The organism is Mucilaginibacter sp. (assembly GCF_039921305.1).
GTDB lineage: Bacteria > Bacteroidota > Bacteroidia > Sphingobacteriales > Sphingobacteriaceae > Mucilaginibacter.
Genome location: NZ_JBDSCA010000035.1, coordinates 1 through 26,974 on the forward strand (window position 1 = coordinate 1; position 26,974 = coordinate 26,974).

The 26,974-nt window shown below is 40.1% G+C and carries 27 protein-coding genes; 8 read left to right on the forward strand and 19 right to left on the reverse strand.

What is annotated here, in order from left to right:
- The first annotated feature begins 991 nt into the window (after positions 1–991).
- Both ABIN91_RS10205 and ABIN91_RS10210 read left to right on the forward strand, forming a co-directional pair.
- A complete protein-coding gene (locus tag ABIN91_RS10205; protein ID WP_348050992.1) occupies positions 992–1,702 on the forward strand; it encodes a phage integrase SAM-like domain and Arm DNA-binding domain-containing protein in 711 nt (236 codons plus the stop codon).
- Positions 1,703–1,773: 71 nt separating this feature from the next.
- Positions 1,774–2,214, forward strand: coding sequence for a site-specific integrase (locus ABIN91_RS10210; protein ID WP_348050993.1), 441 nt, complete (start codon positions 1,774–1,776; stop codon positions 2,212–2,214).
- Positions 2,215–2,299: 85 nt separating this feature from the next.
- Here the strand turns inward: ABIN91_RS10210 and ABIN91_RS10215 are convergent, their stop codons facing one another.
- The 3 genes from ABIN91_RS10215 to ABIN91_RS10225 form a co-directional block, all read right to left on the reverse strand.
- A complete protein-coding gene (locus tag ABIN91_RS10215) occupies positions 2,300–3,367 on the reverse strand; it encodes a nucleotidyltransferase domain-containing protein (RefSeq protein ID WP_348050994.1) in 1,068 nt (355 codons plus the stop codon).
- Positions 3,364–4,119, reverse strand: a complete 756-nt coding sequence (locus ABIN91_RS10220; RefSeq protein ID WP_348050995.1) for a nucleotidyltransferase domain-containing protein — start codon at positions 4,117–4,119, stop codon at positions 3,364–3,366. Before ABIN91_RS10220 ends, ABIN91_RS10215 begins: the two co-directional genes overlap by 4 nt.
- A gap of 967 nt (positions 4,120–5,086) precedes the next feature.
- The gene (locus ABIN91_RS10225) at positions 5,087–6,670 is read right to left on the reverse strand and encodes a TROVE domain-containing protein (protein ID WP_348050996.1); all 1,584 of its coding nucleotides are present in this window, start codon (positions 6,668–6,670) and stop codon (positions 5,087–5,089) included.
- Between the two features lie 105 nt (positions 6,671–6,775).
- On the opposite strand from ABIN91_RS10225, the gene ABIN91_RS10230 reads away from it, so the two are divergent.
- Positions 6,776–7,126: a hypothetical protein gene (locus ABIN91_RS10230; protein ID WP_348050997.1), complete on the forward strand. Its 351-nt coding sequence runs from the start codon at positions 6,776–6,778 to the stop codon at positions 7,124–7,126.
- 47 nt (positions 7,127–7,173) lie between these two features.
- Here the strand turns inward: ABIN91_RS10230 and ABIN91_RS10235 are convergent, their stop codons facing one another.
- Both ABIN91_RS10235 and ABIN91_RS10240 read right to left on the reverse strand, forming a co-directional pair.
- A complete protein-coding gene (locus tag ABIN91_RS10235) occupies positions 7,174–7,998 on the reverse strand; it encodes a hypothetical protein (RefSeq protein ID WP_348050998.1) in 825 nt (274 codons plus the stop codon).
- Between the two features lie 268 nt (positions 7,999–8,266).
- A complete protein-coding gene (locus tag ABIN91_RS10240) occupies positions 8,267–9,037 on the reverse strand; it encodes a hypothetical protein (protein WP_348050999.1) in 771 nt (256 codons plus the stop codon).
- A gap of 132 nt (positions 9,038–9,169) precedes the next feature.
- Here ABIN91_RS10240 and ABIN91_RS10245 point away from each other — a divergent pair, with 132 nt between their 5' ends.
- A complete protein-coding gene (locus ABIN91_RS10245; protein ID WP_348051000.1) occupies positions 9,170–9,805 on the forward strand; it encodes a DUF4365 domain-containing protein in 636 nt (211 codons plus the stop codon).
- A 383-nt stretch (positions 9,806–10,188) separates the two neighbouring features.
- Here the strand turns inward: ABIN91_RS10245 and ABIN91_RS10250 are convergent, their stop codons facing one another.
- Both ABIN91_RS10250 and ABIN91_RS10255 read right to left on the reverse strand, forming a co-directional pair.
- A complete protein-coding gene (locus ABIN91_RS10250; protein ID WP_348051001.1) occupies positions 10,189–11,052 on the reverse strand; it encodes a hypothetical protein in 864 nt (287 codons plus the stop codon).
- A 95-nt stretch (positions 11,053–11,147) separates the two neighbouring features.
- A complete protein-coding gene (locus ABIN91_RS10255) occupies positions 11,148–12,602 on the reverse strand; it encodes an RtcB family protein (protein WP_348051002.1) in 1,455 nt (484 codons plus the stop codon).
- Between the two features lie 184 nt (positions 12,603–12,786).
- On the opposite strand from ABIN91_RS10255, the gene ABIN91_RS10260 reads away from it, so the two are divergent.
- Complete coding sequence (locus tag ABIN91_RS10260) at positions 12,787–13,806, forward strand: WYL domain-containing protein (protein ID WP_348051003.1); 1,020 nt, start codon at positions 12,787–12,789, stop codon at positions 13,804–13,806.
- On the opposite strand, the gene ABIN91_RS10265 is transcribed toward ABIN91_RS10260, so the two are convergent.
- The 12 genes from ABIN91_RS10265 to ABIN91_RS10320 all read right to left on the reverse strand — a co-directional run bounded on the left by ABIN91_RS10265 (position 13,772) and on the right by ABIN91_RS10320 (position 23,020).
- Entirely contained in the window at positions 13,772–14,239 is a 468-nt protein-coding gene (locus ABIN91_RS10265) for a phosphatidylglycerophosphatase A (protein WP_348051004.1), read from the reverse strand. The two genes, ABIN91_RS10260 and ABIN91_RS10265, sit on opposite strands and share 35 nt — an antisense overlap.
- A gap of 11 nt (positions 14,240–14,250) precedes the next feature.
- Positions 14,251–15,066, reverse strand: a complete 816-nt coding sequence (locus ABIN91_RS10270) for a DUF475 domain-containing protein (protein ID WP_348051005.1) — start codon at positions 15,064–15,066, stop codon at positions 14,251–14,253.
- A gap of 37 nt (positions 15,067–15,103) precedes the next feature.
- Positions 15,104–16,066 (reverse strand): hypothetical protein, encoded by a 963-nt coding sequence (locus ABIN91_RS10275; RefSeq protein ID WP_348051006.1) that lies wholly within the window; start codon positions 16,064–16,066, stop codon positions 15,104–15,106.
- Between the two features lie 9 nt (positions 16,067–16,075).
- Positions 16,076–17,260, reverse strand: a complete 1,185-nt coding sequence (locus ABIN91_RS10280) for a toxic anion resistance protein (RefSeq protein ID WP_348051007.1) — start codon at positions 17,258–17,260, stop codon at positions 16,076–16,078.
- Positions 17,261–17,337: 77 nt separating this feature from the next.
- Entirely contained in the window at positions 17,338–17,952 is a 615-nt protein-coding gene (locus ABIN91_RS10285) for a TerD family protein (RefSeq protein WP_348051008.1), read from the reverse strand.
- A gap of 6 nt (positions 17,953–17,958) precedes the next feature.
- Complete coding sequence (locus ABIN91_RS10290) at positions 17,959–18,513, reverse strand: TerD family protein (protein WP_348051009.1); 555 nt, start codon at positions 18,511–18,513, stop codon at positions 17,959–17,961.
- Positions 18,503–19,351 carry a phosphoribosyltransferase family protein gene (locus tag ABIN91_RS10295; RefSeq protein WP_348051010.1) on the reverse strand — a complete coding sequence of 283 codons (849 nt, stop codon included), beginning with the start codon at positions 19,349–19,351 and terminating at the stop codon, positions 18,503–18,505. The genes ABIN91_RS10290 and ABIN91_RS10295 overlap by 11 nt, the downstream gene beginning before the upstream one ends.
- Positions 19,323–20,039: an HAD family hydrolase gene (locus ABIN91_RS10300; protein ID WP_348051011.1), complete on the reverse strand. Its 717-nt coding sequence runs from the start codon at positions 20,037–20,039 to the stop codon at positions 19,323–19,325. Before ABIN91_RS10300 ends, ABIN91_RS10295 begins: the two co-directional genes overlap by 29 nt.
- A gap of 4 nt (positions 20,040–20,043) precedes the next feature.
- A complete protein-coding gene (locus ABIN91_RS10305; protein ID WP_348051012.1) occupies positions 20,044–20,715 on the reverse strand; it encodes a TerD family protein in 672 nt (223 codons plus the stop codon).
- 12 nt (positions 20,716–20,727) lie between these two features.
- Positions 20,728–21,303: a TerD family protein gene (locus tag ABIN91_RS10310; protein WP_348051013.1), complete on the reverse strand. Its 576-nt coding sequence runs from the start codon at positions 21,301–21,303 to the stop codon at positions 20,728–20,730.
- Between the two features lie 185 nt (positions 21,304–21,488).
- Complete coding sequence (locus tag ABIN91_RS10315; RefSeq protein ID WP_348051014.1) at positions 21,489–21,833, reverse strand: NUDIX hydrolase; 345 nt, start codon at positions 21,831–21,833, stop codon at positions 21,489–21,491.
- Between the two features lie 14 nt (positions 21,834–21,847).
- Positions 21,848–23,020 carry an aminotransferase class V-fold PLP-dependent enzyme gene (locus ABIN91_RS10320; protein WP_348051015.1) on the reverse strand — a complete coding sequence of 391 codons (1,173 nt, stop codon included), beginning with the start codon at positions 23,018–23,020 and terminating at the stop codon, positions 21,848–21,850.
- 73 nt (positions 23,021–23,093) lie between these two features.
- On the opposite strand from ABIN91_RS10320, the gene ABIN91_RS10325 reads away from it, so the two are divergent.
- From ABIN91_RS10325 to ABIN91_RS10335, 3 genes are read left to right on the forward strand one after another with little or no spacing between them, the layout of a single operon-like run.
- Positions 23,094–24,848 carry an FAD-binding protein gene (locus tag ABIN91_RS10325; RefSeq protein WP_348051016.1) on the forward strand — a complete coding sequence of 585 codons (1,755 nt, stop codon included), beginning with the start codon at positions 23,094–23,096 and terminating at the stop codon, positions 24,846–24,848.
- Positions 24,841–25,701 (forward strand): methyltransferase domain-containing protein, encoded by an 861-nt coding sequence (locus ABIN91_RS10330; protein ID WP_348051017.1) that lies wholly within the window; start codon positions 24,841–24,843, stop codon positions 25,699–25,701. Before ABIN91_RS10325 ends, ABIN91_RS10330 begins: the two co-directional genes overlap by 8 nt.
- Positions 25,702–25,703: 2 nt before the next feature.
- On the forward strand, positions 25,704–26,801 hold the full coding sequence (locus ABIN91_RS10335; protein ID WP_348051018.1) for a hypothetical protein: 1,098 nt from the start codon (positions 25,704–25,706) through the stop codon (positions 26,799–26,801).
- Positions 26,802–26,974 lie beyond the last annotated feature (173 nt).

Here is a 26,974-nt window from a genome sequence, read left to right on the forward strand (position 1 = left end):
TCTGGCTTTGTAAAAAGGAAACTAAGGGCAGGTCTCTCTTGCGGTCAACATCCAATATTGGTGCTTAAATCGCCTCCTTTCAACTTGCTGCCCTTAGTCCTGTTTTATTATCTACAAAGATATGAGCCTTCTTTTTAATTACACTATACAAATTATTCAATCCAATATTCACCACATCCGCGAATTTAGCCCACCGCCGGGATAAAAGTAAAGGCTATATAAACGGACAGTTGTGTTTTGTTTTTTTGTGGCTTGCCCGGCCTTGACTATTTACCCGGCTCGCGCTTTTGGTTGCTTAAGCGGTAAATATGGGATGGTGTGCGCTATGGCTTGCGGGGCTGGTTAGCCACTAAGTTTTGTAAAAGTTAGTTGATTAAAATTGTTTGCTAATTCAATATTTCGTATCTTTATATCGTAAGATTTGTAATTAATCTGCATCAAAAAAATGGTTAGCAATTCGGTGCGTAGTACATCGAAACCCATATAAGATATTGTAAACCAAAAGGTTAAGGATCGTGTTCGATTCCCCTACGGGCTACGAAAATTATAACTACTTGATTATCAAGTAGTTATAATTGTTTTGGGGGATATGAACCTTAATATTTCTTAAATACAAGTTGTTGACAATTAGCCTATTACAATAGTTTTTCTACATTTATCGACTTAATTAGAGCCATTTTTCTTCAAAATAGTGAGTAAAATGGTGAGTCTTTTATAGCTAAATTACAGCTGATAAAATGCTCGAAAACTACCCCTTCGTGTAATTTAGTTAATACGTAGTTTACGCTGTTAAAAGCGCCATTACTTGTTTTTACGCAACTAAATCATTACCAACATCTTAAACTTGGCAAACTCTTAAAAATCTTGTTATCAACTTTGGTTCTGTTCTTCTCCAGGCTGAATTAGGGACAACTGTGCAGTGTGGCGGTGAGGCTCGCTACTGTTTGTTTAGGCTAAGGCTTAAATTTGCAGTTTTTTTAAATATTTAAAGATGATAACGAACTACAATTTACTATTTTATCTTAAGAAGCCAAAGAAATATGATATAGGGGCAATGCCAGTTTATATGCGAATTACTGTAAACGGTAAAAGTGCAGAGATCTCCGTATGCCGGAAATCTTTCCCTGATCGCTGGTGTTCAAAATCTCACCGGGAGAATGGTACAAAAGACAGCACTAAAGGGTTGAATTCTTTCCTGGATGACCTACAAAGAAAGTTGGCAGAAGCTCATCTTAAGCTAATGAATGAGCGAAAAAAGATAACTGCCCTCAGCTTGAAAAATAAATTCCTGGACCGGAATGATAAAGACTATTTACTACTTGAACTTTTTAAAGCCCATAATGCAGAAATGGAATCAATGCTCGGGGTTGAATTTGAGCCAAATACATTAAAAGGTTATAAGACCAGTTTAGGACATTTGCAAAACTATATTAAAATAAAATATAGAAAAGCAGATCTGGAGATTGACCGACTTAATTATTCATTTATTCGCGATTATGATTATTATTTAAAAAAGGAAGCTAAGTGTTTGCCCGTAACTGTGGCAAAATACGTTAAGCATCTCAAAAAAATCGTTAATCATTGTTTAAGAACCAAGCTACTAAAAGAGAACCCTTTCTCAGAATATAAACCTAAGCTCAAGATAAGAGAAAGAGATTTTCTCTCACAGGATCAACTAGATAGAATCATCACAGGGAAATAGAATCACAACGTGTGGAACAAGTTCGGGATATCTTCGTCTTTTGCTGTTATACAGGATTGTCTTATGCAGATGTGAAAAAATTAAGCCGAAATGAGATCGTGCCAGGCATTGACGGAGAGCAATGGATAATGACCACCCGGAAAAAGACGGAGACCTCATCCAAGGTACCTTTATTAAAACCAGCCTTAGCTATCATTGAAAAGTATAAAGATCACCCACGTTGTGAAAATGATGGTATTGTGCTACCGGTGTTAAGCAATCAAAAAATGAATAGCTATCTGAAGGAAATAGCAAAAGACTGCGATATCAATCAGAACCTTACCTTCCATCTCGCCCGGCATACTTTTGCGACAACGGTAACTTTAACTAATGGTGTACCCATTGAAAGTGTAAGTAAAATGCTCGGGCATCTTGATATTAAAACTACGCAGCATTATGCTAAGGTTATTGATCTGAAAATAAGTCAGGATATGCGGGTGCTTCGAAAAATGCTTGACGAACAAGTAGATTAATCGGTCTCAACTATTTTCAATATGATTCTGAGTAGAAAACTCATAAACTTTTTACTGAAGGCAATAATATTTAAGTGAAAACAGATTAGGCATCATAAAAACTTTCGCGTATCTGCATCAACAATTTTTCAGCTACTTGAATACCCGGCCTATCAGGTAAGGGAGAATTCGCATAGGCTACTTTTATATGTTCCATCTTATCTTCAACCGTTTTTATCAGGTCGCTAAATTCAAATTCTCCGTTGCGGATCTTTAGCAGAAAATCGCGATCCTCCCGTTTCACTATCACTTTCCGGTATATAGCAATTTCTTCTGCCATGTTCAAAAGCCGGAAGGTGTGCATCATATTTTTAGCGTCATAACTTTTACCATGCGATAAAGTACTTTGATAACGTTGTTCGTTCCGCTTTTCTTCCCATTCCAGATACTCTTTATATTCACGGCAGTAGATAGAATAACTATCCTTATTAAAGTTCATTACTGCTATGCTTTCTATTCCTTTAGGTACAGAACTTAATTGAACATCATCAGCATCGGGACCAGATGATATTCCTTTAAATTGCCCCTGTGTCAACTGCTTTTGATGGTACAGCAAATACACATTCCTGAAATGGTCCACATTGACCAAGCCACATTCTTCCTGGCTAAAACCATATTCTTTTAACCACTCCTTTAAGGGAATACTGCCATTGTTATAGATCACAAAGCAAAAATCCAATACCGATTTACGTTCAGCACCCAATGGCTTATTAATCTTTTTGTTTAAGCCACGCGCTTTTTTGATCTGCGTTTGCGCATATCCAGCGAAGGTATCCAGGCAAAGTTTCGATAGGAAGTCTTCTGGCTTGATCAGATCCATTAAAGGGTGGCGAAATAAAATATGCTCCTTAGGTGTGCTTAACAGTTCCAATATATTGGGATTGTTCTTCGTCAATAATTCCAGGAAACGGCCTATCTCAAAATAAACTTCATCGTTGCTTGCATTGGCTATCTGACCTTGTTGATCAAAACCATAAAGCTGCTTTTGAGGCATAATGAATATCCCTTTCTTGTCTACGTCAGAACCGGTAACATTCAAGTTATAAGCTGTGCTACCGCTGATACAATCCAGCAGAATCAATTCTTTTCGCTGTTTTAACTGTTCATAAGTCATGGCAGGATATTCTTTCTAAAGATGTTATTCAATTCATCCGGGTACTTATTTTCGGATGGAAGCACAGATACGCGCTCTTTGCACCAATCAAGTGTATTACTTAGCCATAGGTTAAGTAATGGAACAGGTGTTATCAAAGCTTTTTCATCAGCTATCTTTTTCCTTTTCAATAGCTCATCGATGGCGTTTTGAACTTCATTATCGGTTATCATACCCCGCAGTTGTTCAAACTCCATTGGCGGTACCGTCTGTTTTTCAACGATCCACAAGCAAGCCAATGCAGAGCGAAGCACATAAAAGTAGCGTTTCAACTTTATCTGTTCTGTTTGCAGATCATCCCGTAAGGTGTTATGAGCCATTGATAAGTAATGGTTTGCGCCAGGACGCAACGAAAAATAAGCAGGCATAAGCTTACGCAGATCATCAGCGAAGGTCGACGCCCCCTGATATACTATTGGCGATTGCAACCATTCGTACAGTGTGCTGTTCGACTTAAGGAACAGTTTTAATGCTTTTTTGATATCCCAGCCACCTATGTCAAGTATTTCGTTTACAGGCAGCCCCACAGTATCAGGCAACTCTATTATGCCCAGATAATCATTTACCGGCCTGGCATATATAAAGCGCACATCAAAATCACTATCGGGCGAGGCAAAGCCCCAGGCCCGGCTGCCTGATTCGCAGGCGTAGAGTATTTTTATATTTTCAGCTTGCTCCAGTTCGAGCAGTTTGTGAAGGATAGTTTCAGTCATGATTAATACTATAAGGTTACAAAATATAAATGAAAGAGCAATGATCGGCAGGTGTCTTATGTGAGTCGAACCCTACCGCTTACGCGGGTTTCACCAGGCGAAGTATTACCCGCCTACGGCATCTTTCATTATGTTTTTAAAAGGGCAAAAAGCAACAGGTGTGTTTTTACTGAGCTACTATGCGAAATAAATCGCCGGGTGGATTTGAACCACCGGCCTTCCCTTCCGGGACGCTCTAACCGAAGTATCACCAGTTTACGGCACCTTTTTAGGTTTGGGTATTTTAAAAAGAAGAGCGACAATCCGGCAAGCGTGTTAAACGTGACAGGTTGAAGTAACGCTTACCTACGGCATCTTCTTTATTTCTTAAGGGCGACATGCAATATGCGTATAGCTATTAGCTTAACTGCTCTACCCAAACTGAGCTACAATGGATCGCTCCAAAGACCGGACTCGAACCGGCGACACGAAGTAGCGCATATTTACGGCACCTTAATATTTTTTAAAGGAGTAACGGGCGATCAGGGATGAGGAAATTGCTCGGGATTCGAACCCACACTGTGATATGTACCATAGTGCCATTTCTTCCTAACCAGTGACGCGAAGTAACCCTTTTCTACGACATCCTTTATTTATTTTTAGTTTCTTTAAAAAGAAGGGTAAAAAGCAATAAGCCAATCTGCACTGTGCTCTATCCAATTGAGCTACCCTTACGGGAGCGGATTCGAACCGATAACCCCAGCGTCCAATCGAAGTAAGACTTATTTACGACACCTTCTTTTATATTTTATAAGGAGCAACAGGCGAACGCGGGACCGGGGGCACGCTGTTGGGACTCGAACCCACAGTTTAGCTTACACTATACTGACCAGCCCCCACAAATGGTAGCGAAGTAACCCGTTTCTACGGCATCCTTATTTTTTAATTTCTTTTTTAAAGTATGGGGCGTTAGCTTCCCCATACTTGGTTATAGTTCTATGTTATTAATAGCATCTAATGCCGAGCCTCCGTTTTCTAAGGCAGTTAACACCTCAAAAACTTTATCGCTCCAGCCCGCTACCAGGTACACATCATTGTGCAATATTTGCAATGGCGCTTGTCCGTAACCTTTCAGGTCGAACAGGTAGAGCTTTGCGTTTGGCGCTACCTCGGCTTTGTAGCGTAACCACAAGGTTTGGATATGGTCGGCAGTGTTATTGCTGTTCCATAATTGGGCATCGGTAAATAGAAACACCTTATCCAGTTGCGCCCTGCGAGATAGTATATCCTTGATAACCAGGTAGCCATTGGTAGCATAACCCACCTCGCCCTCGCGGCGATAAAACTCCTGTACGTTACCCAGTATGTTATTACGTGGTACGGTTATGGTTTTCCAACGATCACCAAACATACCCACCTCTACGTTTTTGCAACGGCTTTGCAACAGCATGGCCAGCATTAAGCCGACATCGTACAACAAGATCTTGCTCTTGCCAGATACAGGTGTCTGCATCGATCCCGAAACGTCGCAGGCTAACAGCACACCGGTTTCAGCATCAAATCCTTTGATGTTTGCCGCACTTGCTTGAACGGCTTTTTCCAAAGCATCCAACAATTCACCGGTGTAGCCTTTGTTGCTGCCTTTCATCAAGGCAGTAAGTTTTTCTAACACACCTTGCGCAGGCACTTTAGTAACTACCGGATTGATCAACTCGCGGTAAGCCGCCAGGTAACGGAACGGAAACTGTTTGGCCTTTGCCACTTCGCTGGCATCGCCTAAACGTGCGCATACTTTTGTAAAGTGCGCGTAGCTAACACCCGCTTCCTGTATGTTACGTAGGTTACGCAGCAAGGCCATGTAGCCTAATTTGCCACTGTCTATCAACTCTTCCCACTTAGCGCGGAACGCTTCGGCTTTAGCCTCATCGCTGTCGAAACCTATCTGGCCCAAAGCCGATAATTCAGTTTCCCAGGTATAAGGCGTTTGCAACTCGCCGTTCACTATTTTGTTGAACAGTACTTGCTGCAATTCGTCCTTTGCTTTAGGGTGAACCAAAAACAAGGCATCGCGCAGTTTGATAGCACCATCGCGGTTGTATTTACCAAACTGGTACTCGTCGAAACGGTTAAAAGCTGTCGACAAACCTTTTTGCAATTGTTTGCTCAGGCGGTTTAGCTTTTTAGTGCCTTTACGCTCATTCAGCAATTCGTAGCAAGCCAATAATTCGGTGATCTCATCAGCACGGCCGATCACGCCATCGGTAACCCGGGCGACCAAATTATCGCCCGAGTGCAGCTTAGCCAATTCGGTAACCAAAACCAATGGCACCGAACGCATGTACATTTTAGTACGCGCATAAACCGCCAGCTTGCCCACAAACACAGCGTCGCACGCAGTTATTAGTTTTTGCAGGCGCGTTAAACGCGCCTGGTCTTTTTCATAAAAAGAGTCGTTTAAGCTCCAGGTAACCACCGCGGTGTACAGTTCCATTTCTGGCGACAGCGTAAACGCCTTGGCACCCGCATGGTTAACAGTCTGGTTTTTTAATTTGCTTAACAGGTTGAATTTCATTGTGAACCTCCTTTATTTCTTAATGTTTATACAAAGAAATCGGGGTACTGCGCAGTGTATTTGCGCAGATGAAAATATTTTCAAATATTTTAAGATATTTATGAAATGACTGATATAACGATAGAGAAAGCTGATTACATTATAGCTTATTATCGCGATTTACTGACTTTGCCTGAAATGAAAGCATTACGCCATCACGTATCAACCCTGAAACTTGAAGGTGTAGACAAGCCGGGCTTAACCCGGATGTATTTGAAAACGGGCTGGCTAACTGACGACCCTTTGATATTGAATTACCTGGGCGAAGGATATATCCAATTTATACTCAACTGTGCTGAACGTATTTTGTGCGAAACCCCGGAAAAGATATTTTTTAATTTGTGCCTCAATTGCGGGAAACTGGCGCGGATTCCGCAGGCAAAGCAGTGCAGGTTTTGTGGCGAGGATTGGCATTAAAGGATTGGACACACACAGCAGATTTAGAAGGCGTGAATAGCTTTATGCTATTTATTTTTCATTATTTTTTGCCATTCGGCTTGGGTTAGAATTTCTAAAAACTCATCGCGAAAGTGCCATGCAGAAACATACCCGGCTGAGACAACGAAACTGATCACCCAAGTGGTCTTTGCCCTCCATAATTTAAATGCACAAATATCTGTCGCGGTAATAAAAGGACTTGTTTCACCTAAATGTTGATGTGAGGATGCTTTTATCGCCTCTTTACCGCCAGTTCCCAAAGGGATAAGATTGTTATGAAGCTTTGATTTTTTAATTATATGATTGTCTTCGTCGAAAATGATCAGGTAATCATTTCCTAATAATACTTCATCCGGTGATGTTTGCGCAGTGATGACATAAACTTTTTTTACGCCATTTTTTATAGTTGGAACAAGATTTAAACTGATATGTTCATAAAATTTAAAAAGTGAATCGTTTAAAATGGCCTTGGCAGCATTTGACCGAATTGCATAGAACTCTTTTTCATTTTCGGTAAATTTTCTTGTTGTAGTGTCTATATTGTAATTAGATGAGTCTAAACCATGATCGAACTTAACGGTCGCTATTACTACTGAATTCTCATTTTTAGAAAAAAAGACAGTGGTCATTCCTTTTTTAGTCTCATAAGAAAAATATCCACCGGATAGAAGTTTCTTTTCGCCGAAACTGGAGGTGAAAATCTGTGTACTATGACCCGATGCCCATTCTGAACGATAAAGCATTTCTCCCTCTGCTTTAATGCTATCAGCAATTTGTTTCAGGTCATTTTTTTGTGCTATTGCGTTTTGTGCCAGTATAAATAGGGTAATCAATGTTAACAGCTTTTTCATTAATGGTGAAAGGGTTGGTAAATATTTTGTGAATATAAATAACCTTGCTGATTTTGTTTAATGGGACTGCATACAGAACTATGCTGTTCGAAGTCTCCGACTTCGGACGACTATGTAAATAGTCTTTTGACTATTGTGCTGCCTGATTGAATTTACTATGTAGTCGCAGACTATAGGCATAAAAGTCCGAAGTCAGAGACTTCGGACAACGAAGATCTTTGTTTGTAATAGCACTAACAAAGGCAGGGAGACTTCGTACAGCGGATAATTATTTCAACTCTTTTAAAACTGTTTGCAATGGTGTAGTAGGGCCAACTTTTACTATCAACAAACTGTCGCCAAACTCCCGTGTCTTCAAATTGAAATCTTTACTTATGATATTCTCTCCATACCTTTTTAATACAACGAATTTTGGGTGCTCTTTCAAAATTTCAAACTCACTTGTTTTTGAAGCATTACCATAACCGATGCCAAAACAACTCAACGGAATCAGAACGAAAACGACATACAACTGTATTTGAAAATCATTTTTGACGAGATCCTTGATTCTTATTTGGCTAGTCACAGTATTATTTTCATCTGATATTGTGATATTATCTGAAAGACTTGCTGTCTTTCTCAGCTTTCTTTTCCGAACCAATGACATTATAGAATATGTAATTAGTGTTAGAAAAAAAGTTGCAGCTATAACATAATCAAATAATTTGCCTGTTTTAATAACGTAACCTATCAATATATGAACCGTTACAAACAATAATGAAATCCCAGTTATTTCACTCCAATAGGATTTTCCACCAGCAAAAAACGTGGTACTTATAATGTTCTTAAACTGTATGACGTAAAAAGCAATGATTCCAGATGTAACGGCAGCAAACCTTATTATATCAACCAGACCAATTTCTATAAAAATTGTGGGGATTTTAAAATAGCTGCAATATCCGGTCTCGAATGAGTATGCACAGAAGTAGCCATACCCGGTTAAGACAGTTAATATTACTGTTGGGTTCTTTTGCGCAAATTCTTGTATGTCGGCTCTCACGGTTTATATTACTTAGACCATATAAATATAGTTTTTAATATATCCTTATAGAATAATTAACAAACTGATTCTATGCCCTTGTTGGTGTTATCGCCGGCGAATTCACCCAGCTTTGTTTGTTTACTGGCACACATGCGCCAGCGTTGGGAAATTATGCCAATTTTCCTTTTTCGAAAAATCAGCAACAGCGCTTATATTTGCTCTAATCTAAAACTATTCATGGCTAATCCCAAACCTAAACGAACGAAACTTAAGACGACTAATCAGCGGACGACGAGGACGCGGGAGCATGTTATTTCGGATTTAAGTGTTCATTTCGTGGAGGGCTTTGTTTACCGAGAAAGCTTTACATGTGAAGTTTTCAAAGGCGATTATGGTTACGACCTCAATATTTATACCTATACGGCCACCGGAGAGTTCGAAAATGGCAACATCTTTGTTCAACTGAAAGCAAGTGATCGTCCAAAATATTTAAAGAAAAAAAGCAGCCTATCATTCTCTATGAGTAAAAAACATATCGAAGTGTGGTTTGATGAACCTTTTCCTGTAATTTTGATCATTTACGATGCTATTAAACTGGTAGCATACTGGATTTATCTTCAAAAACACTTAAGAAGCCTGCCCAATTTTAGCATTGCTAATGTCGGCAAAAGTTACACAGTGAATATTCCTTTAACCAATATTTTAGATAATACGAGTATGCAACTATTCAGAATCTATAAGTCAAATACACTTAATCAAATGCAAAATGTCATTACCTATCAATAAAAACTTTAAATATGGACAGATGGTGGCTTTGTTGACTAAACTCGGGTATGTTGTTATCAGGTCGACAGGCTCGCATACCGTTTTCAGACACGATAACTCTGATTCAAATCTTTTATTAAATATAAAGAGCCCAAATCAGGAAATCCCCCTTCCGATACAAGCATCTGTTTTCAAAAACATCATCAGCCAGAAGGTTAGTGTTGAGGAGGAAATAAAGGCACTAATCAGCCAAATTAAATAATGTTCTTACCAATCAGGAGCCCTGAGGACTCATTCATATATATCTACTCCATCAATCTAAACCAGTCCTTAACTGTAATTCAAGTCTAATTACCGCCGCTGGCAAACGCGGCATGTGTGCGCCAGCGTTGAGGCAAAATATTTTACAGGCTTTTAAGCTCATAAGTAAACTCACCATCGTTATTTCTTTGAATATCAAGTTCATTCAAAAAATACATCAATCTTAAATAACCTTCATTGCAAAACGTCAATTGATCTTTAAGAAAAGGTGTCCAATTTTTTCTTTCCTCATCAAGTTTTTTAATAGCATTAGAATCACTTTGGTTAGCACCTAAAAATTTCTCAAAAAATTGGTTGTTGTAACCTGAATAATGAACAAAAAATTTTCGATGCCTATTAAACAAGGGATATGTCGTTACCGAAAAGTCTTTTAACCATTTGTAATTTTCAGATGCCTCTAAGTGGCTGTAATGTTTCGAAATATAATCAAAGGGAGCGTGGAAATAGGTGAGGCCATTTTTTTCGAGTAATAATTCAGGAAAAAAGGAGATTAAGTAGTCACCAAGTCTTTGCCAAAATTTATACAAACATTCAAAAGCAATGGGTAGTTCTCCATTGAATCGTAAATCTTCTCTTGTTTGGTTATATGAAAAATATTTTTTTCCTTTCAAAAAGCCATATGATGAAGATAGGTTAACAATATATGGTTGGTAAAGATAAAGTATACCCAGACGATATTTAATATCACCAGTAGCTATAATTAATTCGCTTTGAGATATATTAGGATTCTTTTGAAAATTGTTTTTCTTTAACTCTTTGCAAATATCAGCTAATCGAGTCAATAGTCCGATTTGGGAAGCGGTAACTACTGCTGGATTGTTTAAAGCGAGTACATTTTCTCCACTATATTGATATCCGTTATCAGATAAACAAGTCAACTCTTCATCAGTGTATTTGCTGTAAATAAGCTTATTATATGCATCAATTATTTCGTATTCTTCGTTCATTAGATTTAATTAGAAAGTGAATTAATAACGTAAATAAATATCCCATAAAGGTTTTAAGTGATAGAGGTAGCTTTAGACACTTGTTATGCTCACTCTCAATCCTCTGGCTTCTCCCTCGCATCTGCCATTCTAACAATCCTCGGCTCAAACTTGGCCAATACGTCAACTAAATCATTCTGCGCCGCCATTACTGCGTGTATATCTTTATAAGCCATCGGTGCTTCGTCCACATCGCTACCCATCAGGGTGATGCGTTTATCAACCAGGTTAGCAGCAATAGCGGCTTTGTCCAACGTTTTAAATGCTGCGCTGCGGCTCATGGCCCTGCCCGCACCGTGGCTGGCAGAGTTAATGCTTTTGGCATCGCCTTTACCACGCACCAAAAAGCCGGGGGTACTCATGCTGCCGGGGATAATACCTAATACGCCTTCGCCGGCCGGGGTGGCGCCTTTACGGTGAACCATTACTTCGGTACCATCGGACAATTGCTCCTTCCAGGCAAAGTTGTGGTGGTTCTCTATCCTGCTTATCGGCTTAACACCTAAAGCACGGGCAATTTTGTTATGTATCTCGTGGTGATTGGCGCTGGCATATTCACCAGCCAGGTTCATGGCTATCCAATATTCCTGTCCCTCGTCTTTATCCAAATCTAACCACGCTAAATGCTTGGCTTCGGGCGGGAGTTTGGTTTTGGTCATGGCAATACGGCTATAATGGTCGGCAATAGTCCCCCCAAAACCGCGCGAGCCGGAGTGCGAAAGTAAAGCTAAATACTTACCTGCAGGTATGTCATTCAATGCGCCATCCGCAATCGTCAGCTCGCCCCATTCCACAAAGTGGTTACCGGTTCCGCTGGTTCCTAATTGCGCATAGGCCTTATCCTTTAAACTACGGATGATTTTAGTTTCGCCCCATGTTTTACTATCAAATAAGGAACTATCGAAATATGACTTGGTGGTGCAACCCATGCCAAAGTAAGTGTTATCAATCAATATATTTTTCAGCTTGTCGGTTTCGGTATCAATAGCCTCGGCAGGCAAATCAAAAATACTTAAACACATCCTACAGGCTATATCAACTCCCACAGCAAACGGGATAATGGTATTTGCCGTGGTTGCCAATACGCCGCCAATGGGCAATCCGTAACCTTGATGCGCATCCGGCATTAAAGCCCCGGCAACCGCAATAGGTAATTGTATGGCAGTACGCATTTGTGTTAAGGCGCCCACCTCTATATTTTCTAATCCCCATACCGGGAATTCGGCTATTTCTTCCTTCAGCTTAAAATTGGTGCGGGCTTGTTTTACAAACTTGCCCTCCTTGCGCAGTGCAATTACCTCTTCGGCCAAATTTTTAAACTTTCCGCCTTTCTTTAAGGCGTAGGGCATCGGGTCGTCAATTAAAGCTTCCAAATTAGCAAGGATATTGGCTTTGTCCATAACACCGTGCTTTAGCAAACCGTTAGCAACGCGACTAAAGTTTACCAATACTTCTACCTCGTTAATACCTAATGCCTTTAACTCGTTGTTGCCTATTTTTTCCTTTTCCATATCTATTGTGGTAATGAATTTAACAATTAAAAGTCTCCGGGCCAAAACCCCTCTCTCCAGATCGAGAGAGGGGGCGTTTGTGAACGCGTTCAGCCTTTCGACAGTACAAAGAAAAACGCCAAGTGCGCAGCGTATTTGCGCAGTGAAAAATAATTTATAAATTCATCAAAAAAATTTAAAACCGATGCCTGTTAACCGCAATGCCCTGATCCGCTACCGTACCATTGACCAATGTCTTCAAAACAGAAGAAGGAAATGGACGCTCGACGACTTGATAGATGCCTGCGGCAATGCCATTTACGAATACCAGGGCATTGATACCGGTGTAAGCCGCCGAACTGTACAGGCCGATATGGAAATGATGCGCAGTAATAAATTGGGCTATGAAGCACCGATTGTGGTAGTAGATAAGAAATATTATACCTATAGTGATAAGAATTACAGTATTACCAACAGTCCGCTAAACCAACAGGACATGGAGGTGCTTAGTGAGGTCTCCGATCTGCTGAAGCAGTTTAAGGGCTTTAACCATTTTACCGATCTGAACGAAATGGTGAGTAAGCTTGAAGACAAGATTTACTCGCAAAAAACGCAAAGTACACCCGTGATTGACTTTGAGAAGAACGATAACCTGAAAGGGTTGGAATGGATAGAGGTGATACGCAAGGCAATTGTGGCGAAGAAATCGATTTGTATTACTTATCAATCCTTCAAAGCCAGAGAAGCCAGCACGTTTTGTTTTAGCGGATACCTGCTGAAGGAATACCGTAATCGCTGGTTTGTTTTGGGAATGCAGCACAAACGAAATGCTCACATTATGAACCTGGCTTTAGACAGAATACAAACAGTAGCAGAACATGAAGAACCTTACCGGGAGAACAGAACATTAGACCTGGCAACTTATTATAATGATTGTATAGGGGTAACTAAATCTCCCGGTCAGCGTGATTGTGAGGTGGTTTTTTGGATTGATGCCGCTAACGCGCCTTATGTAATTACCAAGCCTTTACACCATACGCAAAAGGTTTTAAGCGAGGATGAAACCGGGAAGATATTCAGCATTAAAGTGATATTGAACTTTGAACTGGAACGCGAACTGTTAGGTTTTGGTGCTAAGATGCGTGTATTGGGACCAAGGATATTAGTGAAGCAGATCAAAGCCCAACTGGCTAAAACAATTGATAACTATAGTACGATTGAATAGCAATAAATAGCTGAAGTATAAGATTGCTATATATTCCTGCTAAAATATCATCCATCATTACACCTGTTCCGCCTGGTAATGCTTCGAGCCGGCGAATAAAAAGCGGTTTAACCATGTCAAAAAAGCGGAACAAAATAAATCCGGCAAACAGCAGGTAAACATCATGCGGAACAAAGGCCATGGTAACCAGCATACCCGCCACTTCGTCTATCACCACACGGTAACTGTCTTTCCCCCAAAAAGGTTCTACCTTGTCACCTACATAAATGCCTATAAGGGTGATGATAATTGTGATGAGCAGAAATATCCAATTGCTTTGTCCGGCTTGTGTTGGCCATAACAGCCAAATTAGTACACAGGTAACGGCCGCGGCAATTGTACCGCCGCCTTTAACATACCCGATACCAAACCAGGTAGCTATCAATTTACTCATAGGTGGCCGGTTTAACTTTTATCCAATACTTTTTCGGCCCTTTCGGCAACTTCGGGCTTGATAGTATTCCTTTTGGGAAAGTTGAAAAACATGGACGTTAATACCGGTATAATAAAAATAGCAACAGTAAATACCGACGTAAATATATCGGCCTTTTCGCCGCCTATGGCTTCGGATAAGGCTGTTGTAGGGTAAAAATGAACGTATAGCGATGCTGTTAACTTTATGCCCAGTACACCAATTACAATAAAAGCAACTGTTTCAAGGAAAGTGTATTTTTCCATTAATTTCACAAATGCCTGCGCTACAAAACGCATGGCCAAAATACCAATAAATACCCCTATGTATATGAGTGCTACGTGATCGGTAAAAGCCACCGCTGCAAACACGTTGTCTATTGAAAAGGCCAGGTCCATTATTTCTACCAATACAATGGTGGCCCAAAGTGGTCCAATTAAGCCAACTGTTGAACGGTACGCCCAATTTTTGCTTTTATCAATCTCTTCTTCGCCGCTATCGCCTTCGCTGGCTTTGCCTTTAAAATAATCAAACGCCAGGTATAAAAGGTAAAGGCCCCCTAACGGTTTAAGCCACCATATTTTTACCAGCCAGGCGGCTAAAAGCAAGCATACCCCACGCAAAACATAAGCGCCAATAATACCATAGCGTAACGCTTTTTTGCGTTGAGTTGGCGGCAAATCAAGTACCATGGTAGCCAATACCGCGGCGTTATCTACCGAGAGCAAACTCTCAATAACAATTAAATTTAGAACAATAAGCAAGCCCGCTTTAATATCAGGGCCTAAAAGGGTATGTAGTATGTCCATTTTGATCGGGTTGTTTTTTTAAGGTATCATTTTAATTTTACATCATATCGGTGTTGAGCATGCTTTTTAACATGTTGGCCTGTACGTCAACATCGCCTATGTTTTGTAAAAAGTTAATATCGTTCAGTTTTTTATAGTTATCAATTAACAAGCTTTTAATTTCACGTGGGATAGTGGTTTTGATCATGATGATACTGTTGTTCAGTTGCTCGTTTTTATCCGTTAATTCCCTGATAAAGCTTTCCTTTTTAGATAGTTCGGATGGTGAGCCGCTGATGTCTAATTTATTGATATCACAAAACAAAAAAAGCTCTTTTGCGGGTAGATAAATAAAGTGCTTTTCTACATCGTTAATGCGGTAAACTTCCGCTATCATGTCAGCAGCTTTCAATCCACAAAAAAAGCTGCTCCTAAAATCGTACTTACATAATGTACCCATTAACTTACGTTGAATAATAGCGTAAGCATTGCTATAAACATCCGTTGGTGTGTATTTGGTTAGTTCGGTAATCAGTGACGGCGAAACTTCGTAATAAAAATCCTGCGAGTAACGCGTGCTAAACGAATTGATGTTTTTTGAAAATGGATACTCCGATGTATCGTCAGACAAAACCTGGTATAACTTTCGCAGCGAGTTATTGATCTTTAATGCCTGCCGTTGCTGATCAAGTTTAAATTGCTCTATCGAAAAAACTGATTCCTGGATCTTTGTTATCAGTTCTTTATTCAGCTGTATTTCGTCAAGCAGTATCAGGATACTTTTTTCATTGTTTTTTTTGATCTTTCGCAACAGATCAAGCAGGGTTTGGGTAAACTGGAGGTGAAATAACTCCAGTTTATTGATATCTAATTCGGGGTTATCTTCAAATAGTTGGTGAATAACCTGACTGCGCAAATAGATCTTATAAATGATATCGTCTCCAAAAAAAACAGAAAGTAATTGCAGCTTGCTGATTATCCTATTCGACTCATTTAATATCGCTTTACCGTTATCATCCATTATTCAAATTTAGCCAACATTAGTTACATTTTTCTTAAGTTCAACTTCTAAACTTTGTAACTCGCTATTCAAATTTTTCCTGTTTTGTGTACCTTCTTCGTGTATGCGTTTAACCTCGGTTAACGTTTCAATTAACGATTGGGTTGTTTTTTTCAATGTATCAATAGATACTACCGTTTTTTCGTTCTCGCGGGCCACATCAATACTATTGGTTTTTAATAGCTCCGCATTCTTTTGTAAGATGGTGTTGGTGGTATCCGAGATCTTTTTCTGCATTTCAACATTAGCCTTTTGCCTTTGCAGGGCTACTGCTATAGTTAACTGGTTTTTCCATACGGGTATGGTAGTAGAGATAATAGATTGTGCTTTTTCGGCAATGGAGGTATTATTGTTTTGCACTATCCTGATTTGCGCCAGCGATTGCATCATAATAAAACGCACCACCTTTAAATCCGCCAGTCGCTTATCCAACCGGTTTACAAAATCGCGCATATCGGCAATCTCATAATCGTTGTAATCTGCAGGGCGCTGGTCCATCTGAGCCAGTGTTACATTTAGTTCGTTATACTTCAGCTGACCGGAAATGATCAATTCTTCCATTTGATGGATATAGTCCACGTTACTGTCAAACATGGTTTGCAACGAACTATTGTCTTTAATAGAATTTAAACGGCCGGCTTTTATTTTATTTGTGATCTTATCAATATTATCTACCACAGTATCGTACTTGGCAAATAGTTTTTTTGCATCAAAAATTAAATTTTTAAGAAAAGGGACATGCAACAGAAAACTTTTAAATGCACCCTGGTTTAGTTCATCTACATCAATGTAATTCAACTCAGTAAGCAGATCTGTTATTAAGCCACCAACCTCGCCCGAGTTATAGGTACGTACCGAGGTGAGGAACTGGTTACTATATTTTTCCATAGAACCCTGTACATCGGCACCATAGTTTAGTATCGAATTAACGTCAGACGGGTTAAGGTTTTTGCTGATCTCTGCATATTTCTTTTCTTCTTCCGGCTTAATCAGGGTCATGTTTACATTTCCCTCTTTATCAACCTTCATTACAGATGATGCAGCGGGTGTTGTTGGCGCTGGCACTTCCGAAATTTCGGGCGAAATTGGATTTAATGGCGGAATATCGTTTAATAGCGGGTCCTGATTAGCACCTGCTGGTGTTGTTGGTTCCATACAAAGATGTTTTAATATGCTCATCAATAAAACAACAGCGAAACACGCCTGTCACTCATTGCTGATCGTTAATATTACTATAAATATTTTTCGGTTACAGTTTTTACGGTGTTCTGTAAATCACGGTCTTTAGTAGGTTCGCCAATGGCGTTAAATTTCCACTCGCCGTTGCGTTTGTAAAACACCCCCAATACCATTGATACGTGGCCTCCAAAACCAGCGCCATGGGCAATATCGTATTTGGCAAATACCTCATTCACACGTTTAGGTGTACCCTCGTATATACGGATAGAAGCAAATGGGATAGATCCAAAGTCCTGACCGCGGAAACTGTTCAATACAAAAGCCACATAATTGGTAGTAGTACTAAGTGTTGAAAGATCAAGTGTTATCACTTCGTTATCTAAGCCATCATCACCTTCCATATCGCCGGTAAGGTCGTCGCCACTATGTTTTACGGCTCCGTTCTTTGATTTTAGATTGCCATAATAAATTACTTCTTCTACTTGTTTTGCTTCATTAAACAACGCGCAGCTTGCATCCAAATCAACCGCTTCTTTAGTACTACCAATACCAAAAAGGCCTTTTTTAATAATTGCACCCCAGTTAATACCTACGCAAATATTTTGCAACTTGCTGCCATTGCTTTTTTCCAGGTTAATGCGCTGGCCTTTTTCTAAATTAATTGCCATAATAAATTAGTTGTATTTGTTTAAATAATCTGCAAGGCCACCTTTCATGCCCGCGCCAATAGCTTCAAATTTCCACTTATCCTCGCGCTTGTAAATGCGGCCAAATTCAACAGCGGTTTCAATTGAAAAATCTTCTTCCAGTTCATATTTCAAAATATTGGCGGTGGTTGTTGCATCAAAAATGCGGATGAATGAATTGCGCACCTGCCCAAAGTTCTGGCGGCGGTTCTCGGCATCGTGTATGGTTACCACCACACAAATTTCGGTTGTGCGCGGGTCAACTTTTGATAGGTCTATCTTGATCTGTTCGTCATCCCCGTCGCCATCACCTGTTAGGTTATCACCGGTATGCTCAACACCGCCGTCGGGCGATTTAAGGTTGTTGTAAAAAATAAAGTGAGCCTCTGATAATATCTTTTTATTGTCGCCCAAAATAAAGATCGACGCGTCCAGGTCAAAAGCCGAACCGGTTGATGAACTGTTGGTATCCCAGCCCAGGCCGATTGTGAATTTTGGTGCGTCGATAGTCTCTCTCTGGCCTTTTTGAAGGTTAATTGCCATGTTGTATCAGTACTTGATTGTTTGTAAATAAATGGTTTTTAATGTAGTTAAGGTTTAAAGCGTAACTATCCATAGTGTGATAGCTATTACCCAAAGCCATGTTATATAATTGGTGTATAAAAGCCGCGGACTTGTTTTCTAAAAATATGCAAAAACTGCCATGCTCATAATTTAAAATATATTTTACAACACGAGTATTAATGCTAAAATTACCCCCGTTGATGATCCCGTCCAGATCAAATATAGATTTTACTTCATAATAATTTAAATAATTCTCAATATTAGGATGGATATCTAAATTAGCCAGTTCTGCAAAATACAACATGTGGATATCGTTATGTAAATGATATTGTTGGATCATTTTTGATATCATCCTTTCATGGCTCCCTGTAATTTTAATATCGTCTAAAAATATAAGCGTTTTTTCTGCCAAAAAATCGGCATCAATGTGGAAAGAATCGTTCCCGATCAGTTTCATTCGCTCTTCGGCATTTAGTTCGCCATAATCCTCTTTGTAGGTAATGGTACGGTGTACTTTGGTTTCCTGTACTATGGGTAAATTATGATCGGCAAGCCACCTGTTTAAACGAAAAACAAAGTAATTTTTCATAGCGAAGGTGGCGGTAGGAATAAAAGAATAAGGGCTCGATATCACTACCATTTGCCGGTGTATGGGTTGCTTACTTAATACCTCGCGAATGAAGCCTTCGGCCAGTTGGGTTCCAAAAGCATTGGCCACCTCATCATCACCAAATTTAAAGCGACTATAGTCTCCCGCGTCAAAACCAAAGTTGACGCTGGTGCGGATTTTATGCAGAGAATAGATGTTGTGTAGCATCAGGAATTAGTTTTACGATAGATGTATTATTTGAATTAACCAGCAAACTGTTGATCCCCACCATATCAGCGCCCCAAATATCGGCTCTGGGGTTATCACCTATGTGGATAATTTGGTTTAAAGATATCTCTTTTAGTGCAAATGCCTCATTTATCATTAACTGAAAAAAAGCTTTGTTGGGTTTTGATAAACCTGCTTCATCTGAATATAGCTGAAAATCAAAATATTGATCAATAGCCAGGTGTTTTAAAACTTTGCGCAGTGTTACTCCCTTTATAAAACCTGTGTTGCTTAATAAGTTGGCTGTACAGTACGGCTGGTTTTTAATAAAAGCCAGTACTTCGGGTGTTCTGTCGCAGTATATCATCGGCATATACTCAAACACCAAATTCTCCATATCGGTGTAAACAGAGTGGATATCAATATCCTGAAGGTTGATCTTATGATCATTGATGATACTGATAACCATCAGATACATTTCGTCGGCATCAATGTTTTTTCCGGTGGTTTCATTAATGCTGTTACACATAATGTCTACCTGCCTAAAGGCTAGTTCAACCCCATCGAGAGATTTATTCTGATTATTGAACTGCTCGTAAAAAATCCGGCTCCGCTGTTTTTTAAATAGCGGGTTTGATTTAATAAGTGTTAGCCATAAATCAAACGAATAATGCTTGTAAATAGCCATACGTCTATTTATATTTTTGAAGCAGTTCCACAAAATTATCGGTTTGATGTGGCTCGCCAATGGCCCTAAACTTCCACGAACCATCTTTACGGTAAAGCTCAGCAAACGTCATAGAGCACATGCCATTGAAGGTAGCATCACCCGAGAGGCTAAAGCGGGCTATCTCTTTACCCGTACGATCAACAGCACGGATAAACGCATTTTTAACCATTCCAAAATGTTGATGGTTGACTTTACCCTGATAAATAGAAACTATAAATACTATCCTGTCATAATTAGGGCTCAGGCTGTCAAGCTTCGCGATGATCTGTTCATCATCCCCGTCACCGGCGCCTGTTCTATTATCTCCGGTTAACCAGATATGACCAGAGGTATGCTTCATCGAATTGAAATAGATCACATCACCTTCGTACATATTAACTTTTTTACCATTATTTTGAAAAGTACGCCCCAGGTTTGCTATTTTGCTGTTACTGTTCAATAAAAACGCAATAGCGTCCAGATCATATTCCTTTTCTTCGGTGCCACCACCAAATAGTTTCCCTAAAAATCCACCACCGCTTTTTTGTTTAACATCCCAACCTAAACCAAGCGTAACTGAAGACAGATCAAAGGTTTCGCCGTTGTCGTTTTTACGAAGATCTATGGTTTGTCCTTTTATAAGATTGATTGCCATAATGTTGGTTGCTTATTTTATGATTTGACCCTTGAAGTACTTTGACAGGAAAAAAGCCAGATCCTCCCGGTAGCCTATTCCTGATGCCTCAAACTTCCATTGATTATTTTTCTTATAAAGACGACCAAATTCCACCCCTGTTTCAATTGAAAAGTCTTCTCCTAATTCATACTTGGCAATTTCTTGTCCTGACAGGTCATCAATTATACGGATATATGAATCTCTTACCTGACCGTAATTTTGCCTCCGGGCTATTGCTTCGTGGATAGTGACTACAAATAAGATCTCAGTTATCCGGGCATCAACCTTCGATAGATCAACATTGATGGCTTCGTCATCTCCGCCATCGCTATTGCCTCCTGTTGGGTCATCACCGGTATGGTGCAAAGCTCCGTCTGGTGAATCTGTATTACCATAAAAAATAAAATATTCCTCGGCGGGTATCAACCTATCCTGATCGATCATAAACGCAGAAGCATCCAAATCAAAGTCGGAGCCAGTACCCTCATTGGGGTTCCAACCTAAACCAACACTTATTTTAGACAAGCCTATATCAATGCGTTGCCCTTTTTGAAGATTTATAGCCATAGTTAAAGATATGTAATTTCCCATTAGAATGCTTAGCGACTAATTTATTACATAGTTTATATTATTAAGTTTTAAACGGCGTAAAGTAACATAAATTCTATTTAAAGGCAACCTTAATCAATTGCTTAACGTTGTCTTGCTATCCTTTATTTAAAGCCATAATAAAATAATCAACGAATGTGGAATCAGTATTGGCTTTGATCGGTATCGGCATGCAACTCAAAAGCATCAGGTTTAACCAGGCCATAGTAGGTAATGGATATTACCCGGTTGCGCGGATCGCGACCCGGCTTACCGAAGCTATATAATTGCTCTAAATAATTGATGTTAACGCCGGTTTCCTCCTTCAACTCGCGCTGAATAGCCTCTTCCAGCGATTCTTGATCGCCAACCAATCCACCAGGCAGGGCCCAGCTATTTTTAAACGGCTGAATGTTACGCTTAATGAGCAGTACCGATAATCCTTCTTTAGAAGTATATCCGAATACTACGGCATCAACGGCTACTTTAATATTTTGCGTGGCGGACATGTTGCAAAGGTAAATTATTTCACCAATGAGAAATCAATCAAAAGTTTTGTCAGCCTACTTCGGTCTTTCTTACTCATCGCCGGATAAACAGGCAAATAAAAGAGGTTCTCCAATTGCAGGTCTTCGGGGGCGGGAATAGTATTTGATTTATTTAGCTTGATTAAACTTGATGCTTTTTGTGAAGCATCGAAACCGTTACTGCGTAAGTGCTTGATCAGTCCATCCGGATCCAGGGTTTCAACAGGCATTACCCAATATGTATGTTTCTTGTTGTTAAACCCAATTTTATAATCATCGGGTATTTCCGGTAAAATATCATTGGCTAGTTTTATCCTTTCAGTAATACTACGCTGGTCAAAATTGGTCAGCTTTTTTCGGAGCAGTCTTTGATTTGGTCTGGACGGCTGATACCTGATATGTTTAAAAATATCGTCGCCGGGAAATCCTTTGGTAAAGCCATCTAACACCGCCTCGAAATCTTTCCCCATAGCCATCACTAAATTATAAAAACAGGTATAGACGATTTTACTGGTGAGTAGTTTCACAAAGAATACTTTACAAAGCTTTTTAAAGTATCCCAGGGTATCTTGTCGATCGTATTTTGCATTACGTGCAGCAACATCCGCATATAAAGCCGGATCTTTTATTTTGATCATCGCTCCGCTGATCGCTGTATTGGTTTTTATAAAGCCAAAACTGAACATCACCACATCTGATGCGAGATTTCCATCATATAAATTTCCAGCATAAGCCTGTGCGCAATCCTCGAAAATGATGAGGTTATACTTTTTGGCTATGGCAATTATCGCTTCAGTTTCCATAACACTACCAAAAAGGTGAGTGATTAGTATAGCTTTGGTTGCAGGTGTAATTGCTGCTTCCACCTGAGCGGGGGACATATTTAAGGTATACTTATTAACCGGGATAGGAACAAGCGTTAGTTCGTGCCAGTTAATTATGGCGAACATATCCGGGATATTGATATCAGTAACAATCATCTCAAAACCGGGCGGAAAATTCAAAGCATTTAATACCAGGTCAATGCCGGTTCTCACTGAAAGGCAGATCAGTTTGTTATCCTGCTGATCAAGCCGGGGCTTCTGAGATTTAAAGCGACCAGTAAGGCAATAATATATCCCTGAAACCAGGTCCTTATAGCTGATATATAATTTACCTCTGGGTATCATGTTACAATTTAATATATCTGGCTATAATTATAATTGAAAGTAATGATATATTAGCGTATTGCCAAAACCATCTATGCGCCTGAAACAAAAGCTACCTGTCACCTACCTGCTGTTTACTTTCAACGGCCGCTTATCCAAAGGGGCTTTCTGGCTGGCTTCCCTGTTTTACTGGAGTACTTTTTACGTGTTATACAATTTGTTATTGCTTGCAGGCGAAGGTGCTACGTTTATCCTGTATCCATTATTATTCTGGATCATTACAGCCACTTCCATTAAACGCCTCCATGACCAGGATTATTCAGGCTATTGGCTGTTTATTGTTTTAATACCTGTGCTTGGGCCATTGTGGTTGTTCTGGCTATTAGGGTTTAAGAAAGGTAATTACCTGGCGAATAGTTATGGATCGGTACCCGGATCAGCGCCCGATTACCATAAAAATGATGAAGGCAAAGAAATTCCGCATCTGAAAACCGATGAACGTATTATTGATGATGTAACCGGTTTGAACCCGGTACTTGTAGCAAAAATAGTGCGGCCAACTTCGGTAGAGGAAGTCCGCGAAATTGTAAAAAACACCATCGGGGCTATTTCGGTAGGCGGCGGTCGTTTCAGTATGGGCGGACAAACGGCAAGCCCGCATAGTCTGCACATTGATATGCGTGGGATGAATAAGGTACTGGGGTTTTCGGCAGCAGATAAACTAATCAAAGTGCAAACCGGTATCCGCTGGTGCGATATTCAGCAATATATTGATGAATATGATCTGAGCATCAAGATCATGCAGACCTATGCAAATTTCACAGTTGGCGGGGCGTTAAGTGTTAACGCGCATGGGCGGTATATGGGCATGGGGCCGGTGGTATTATCGGTACGCTCCATTGATGTGGTATTGGCCAATGGCTCGTTAGTACATGCTACCAAAACAGAAAACCAGGAAGTGTTTTTTGGAGCGATAGGCGGCTATAATGGCCTTGGCATTATTGTGCAGGCAGAGTTGGAACTGGCCGATAACCTCGCCATTAAACGCATCGATAAAAAAATGAAGGTGGAAGAATACAAGGACTACTTCTTTAAAACCATTCGCGATAACCCTCAGGTAGTTTTCCATAATGGCGATATCTACCCACCAAAATATAAACGCTTGCGGGCTGTAAGCTGGATAGAAACCACCGAAAAGCCTACGGTTAAAACCCGGCTGATGCCGCTGAAAGAATCTTATCCTATTGAAAGATATTTTCTGTGGGCATTTACAGAAAGGCCGCTGGGTAAGCCCTACCGGGAGTTCGTAATTGATCCTCTGCTATTCAGAGGCAAAAAGATCCACTGGCGCAACTACGAAGCCGGTTATGATGTTGCCGAACTGGAGCCTAAATCAAGAACTAACAGCACTTATGTATTATTGGAATATTTTGTCCCTGTTGGCAGGTTTGAAGAATTTGAACAAGTGATGGCCGAAATATTTATACGTTTTAATGTAAATGTGTTGAATGTGTCCATCCGCCACGCCAAAGCCGATCCGGGTACTTACCTGGCCTGGGCGCGTGAGGAGGTATTTGCTTTTGTAGTTTACTACAAGCAACGAACAGATGCAGCATCAAAACATACTGTTGCCGTTTGGACACGTGAACTGGCCGATGCTGTGACGGCTGTAAATGGTGCTTACTATTTACCATACCAGGTACATCCAACGGTGGCGCAGTTTCACAAAGCTTACCCTAATGCACAAAAAATATTTGACCTGAAAGCCAGGCTTGATCCTGGCTATAAATTCAGGAACATATTTTGGGATACTTATTATAAACCATTAAAACCACAAAACAATGGCTAATACCACGTCCGAATTTAAAGCGGTATTTAACGATACTAAATGGAGCGATGATTTTTATCGCTTTTTGCAGGTGATATTTCATTTATATCCCGAGGATAAATTCCATCAGTTGATAAAAGAAGAAACCGCAGCAGGCAAAACGGATGAGGAAATCTATAAATCCGTACAAAGCAAACTGAAAAGCATAAAACCATTTTTGTCTGAACTGACATATGCCTTGCCGGCACTAAAAAAACAGAAGAAAGAGATTGTCAGGCAGACGTTGGGATTATTAGGTGGTGCAAAGCAGATTAACGGATATGCCGAGATAGGATCAACCGGGCGTTATATCAGCCAACTCAAAAAAGAAATCAAAGTTACGGGGCCGATATATCTCATCAATGACCTATCGCCGACCAACTCTCCCGGCGATATTATGGAGCGAGGGCAGTTAGGTAAGCTAGGCACTTTTGTGGATATTAACGGTTATGCCCCCATCAGCAGTTCAATTATCCCCGATGCCAGCCTGGATGTTGTTACCTGCTATATTGGTTTACATCATTGTCCGGTAACTAAGCTGGATGCGTTTGTAAAATCGATATATCGTGTCCTGAAACCCAACGGTTCATTTGTTATCCGCGATCATAATGTTAAAACGCCTGAGATGGCCACCTTTGTTTCCTTGGTACATACCGTGTTTAATGTAGGATTAAATGAAACTTGGGAGTTTGAAGCTAAAGATTTTAAGAACTTTAAATCCGCTGATGAATGGGCGTCTATTATAGAGCTGGCTGGTTTTAAAGATGCCGGTAAACGCATACTACAGGATAAAGATCCATCCGACAATACCTTAATGTTGTTTGCCAAAATATAATTATGAGAAGGCTAAGGATATTGACATTAATTGCGCTGCTACTGGCCATCATAACGTTTACTGTTAAAAACAGGAAGCCATCGACTATTCCCACCGGAAAAGGTTTGTTGATTGATAAAGCCTGGCTCACTACTAATCAGCATCCTTTAACACCCAAAGCAGCAATACGACCGCCCGATCAAACTTTCCTAACCTATCCAGAGTGGTTCCTTGTGTTTAGTCCGGTTGAGCAGGCAGATTACTTTAAAAACCACACTTCAACCACCTTTCCATACCTAAAGCATGTTGACCAAATGTGGGGTGGTTACGGTGTAATGTACGATCAGATTAAAGGCAATTTTCCTTTCAATACGGGCTATCATTTTATGATATGGGTTATCGCCGGTAGTACAACTGTTGAATATGGTATCAAATCATTTTACGAGACCATTATTGGCCGGGTGACCGATACCAGCCCCAATGATGAAATGACTGCCGAGGATAAGTTCAACGCCGATTATGAACACAGCTATGTGAAATTTATTGAGGCGTTGCCATGGTACGAGTATGATTTCAACCATCAGCTCAAATTGTTATGGAGCAATACCTTATTCTCCGGCCCGCATTTACTGCGTAAACTGGAAAGGCGGTACTATTTAACTACAGAACTATTGGTTAAAAGTGGTTATGGCTGGCTGATCGGCCTCGGTACTAAATCGGCTTATGAAACAGCTTCGTTGCAAACAGTAGTAGTGATGGATAAGCTACCTGCGGGGCTGGATACAACCGGCGTTGTACATAATGTAAAAATATTGCCAAGCGGTATGGTACAAGTTAACTTGCCGCGTTATGCTGAATTTAATACTGCGGTTAATAAGCTGGCTGAAAATGGTGTTCTTTTTAATGAAATTGCCGGGAATAAAGGTGCTATTATGCTTACCATTTTAACCGACAAGTCTTTAAATATAACCGCTAATTATAAAGTCCTATTTACTCAGCCGGTCTTTACTAAACCGGGCTTAAATAGAGTTGCTTTGGTCACAACGGTGGGGAACCTAAGTTCAACTGTCAATGCACTTTTGGATGATAAAGTTACTATTGAACATGTGTATGACTACTAATATTTGTACTCGTTTTACAGCACCGAGACTGCATTTTTTGATACTCAATTTAATTTCTATCTTTGCATCAATTCCTGATTTGTTAATCTTTTAAATATCAAGGAATCATGACAGAGCTACGCTACATATCGCCCCTTTCGCTAATTGCCCATTAGGTAGGCAAACACTATGCT

Excerpts from the sequence above, each read along its gene's own strand:
- ABIN91_RS10205 (WP_348050992.1), top strand. The coding sequence starts at position 992 with ATGATAACGAACTACAATTTACTATTTTATCTTAAGAAGCCAAAGAAA.
- ABIN91_RS10215 (WP_348050994.1), bottom strand. The coding sequence starts at position 3,367 with ATGACTTATGAACAGTTAAAACAGCGAAAAGAATTGATTCTGCTGGAT.
- ABIN91_RS10220 (WP_348050995.1), bottom strand. The coding sequence starts at position 4,119 with ATGACTGAAACTATCCTTCACAAACTGCTCGAACTGGAGCAAGCTGAA.
- ABIN91_RS10225 (WP_348050996.1), bottom strand. The coding sequence starts at position 6,670 with ATGAAATTCAACCTGTTAAGCAAATTAAAAAACCAGACTGTTAACCAT.
- ABIN91_RS10230 (WP_348050997.1), top strand. The coding sequence starts at position 6,776 with ATGACTGATATAACGATAGAGAAAGCTGATTACATTATAGCTTATTAT.
- ABIN91_RS10235 (WP_348050998.1), bottom strand. The coding sequence starts at position 7,998 with ATGAAAAAGCTGTTAACATTGATTACCCTATTTATACTGGCACAAAAC.
- ABIN91_RS10245 (WP_348051000.1), top strand. The coding sequence starts at position 9,170 with ATGCGCCAGCGTTGGGAAATTATGCCAATTTTCCTTTTTCGAAAAATC.
- ABIN91_RS10250 (WP_348051001.1), bottom strand. The coding sequence starts at position 11,052 with ATGAACGAAGAATACGAAATAATTGATGCATATAATAAGCTTATTTAC.
- ABIN91_RS10255 (WP_348051002.1), bottom strand. The coding sequence starts at position 12,602 with ATGGAAAAGGAAAAAATAGGCAACAACGAGTTAAAGGCATTAGGTATT.
- ABIN91_RS10260 (WP_348051003.1), top strand. The coding sequence starts at position 12,787 with ATGCCTGTTAACCGCAATGCCCTGATCCGCTACCGTACCATTGACCAA.
- ABIN91_RS10265 (WP_348051004.1), bottom strand. The coding sequence starts at position 14,239 with ATGAGTAAATTGATAGCTACCTGGTTTGGTATCGGGTATGTTAAAGGC.
- ABIN91_RS10270 (WP_348051005.1), bottom strand. The coding sequence starts at position 15,066 with ATGGACATACTACATACCCTTTTAGGCCCTGATATTAAAGCGGGCTTG.
- ABIN91_RS10275 (WP_348051006.1), bottom strand. The coding sequence starts at position 16,066 with ATGGATGATAACGGTAAAGCGATATTAAATGAGTCGAATAGGATAATC.
- ABIN91_RS10280 (WP_348051007.1), bottom strand. The coding sequence starts at position 17,260 with ATGGAACCAACAACACCAGCAGGTGCTAATCAGGACCCGCTATTAAAC.
- ABIN91_RS10285 (WP_348051008.1), bottom strand. The coding sequence starts at position 17,952 with ATGGCAATTAATTTAGAAAAAGGCCAGCGCATTAACCTGGAAAAAAGC.
- ABIN91_RS10290 (WP_348051009.1), bottom strand. The coding sequence starts at position 18,513 with ATGGCAATTAACCTTCAAAAAGGCCAGAGAGAGACTATCGACGCACCA.
- ABIN91_RS10295 (WP_348051010.1), bottom strand. The coding sequence starts at position 19,351 with ATGCTACACAACATCTATTCTCTGCATAAAATCCGCACCAGCGTCAAC.
- ABIN91_RS10300 (WP_348051011.1), bottom strand. The coding sequence starts at position 20,039 with ATGGCTATTTACAAGCATTATTCGTTTGATTTATGGCTAACACTTATT.
- ABIN91_RS10305 (WP_348051012.1), bottom strand. The coding sequence starts at position 20,715 with ATGGCAATCAATCTTATAAAAGGACAAACCATAGATCTTCGTAAAAAC.
- ABIN91_RS10310 (WP_348051013.1), bottom strand. The coding sequence starts at position 21,303 with ATGGCTATAAATCTTCAAAAAGGGCAACGCATTGATATAGGCTTGTCT.
- ABIN91_RS10315 (WP_348051014.1), bottom strand. The coding sequence starts at position 21,833 with ATGTCCGCCACGCAAAATATTAAAGTAGCCGTTGATGCCGTAGTATTC.
- ABIN91_RS10320 (WP_348051015.1), bottom strand. The coding sequence starts at position 23,020 with ATGATACCCAGAGGTAAATTATATATCAGCTATAAGGACCTGGTTTCA.
- ABIN91_RS10325 (WP_348051016.1), top strand. The coding sequence starts at position 23,094 with ATGCGCCTGAAACAAAAGCTACCTGTCACCTACCTGCTGTTTACTTTC.
- ABIN91_RS10330 (WP_348051017.1), top strand. The coding sequence starts at position 24,841 with ATGGCTAATACCACGTCCGAATTTAAAGCGGTATTTAACGATACTAAA.
- ABIN91_RS10335 (WP_348051018.1), top strand. The coding sequence starts at position 25,704 with ATGAGAAGGCTAAGGATATTGACATTAATTGCGCTGCTACTGGCCATC.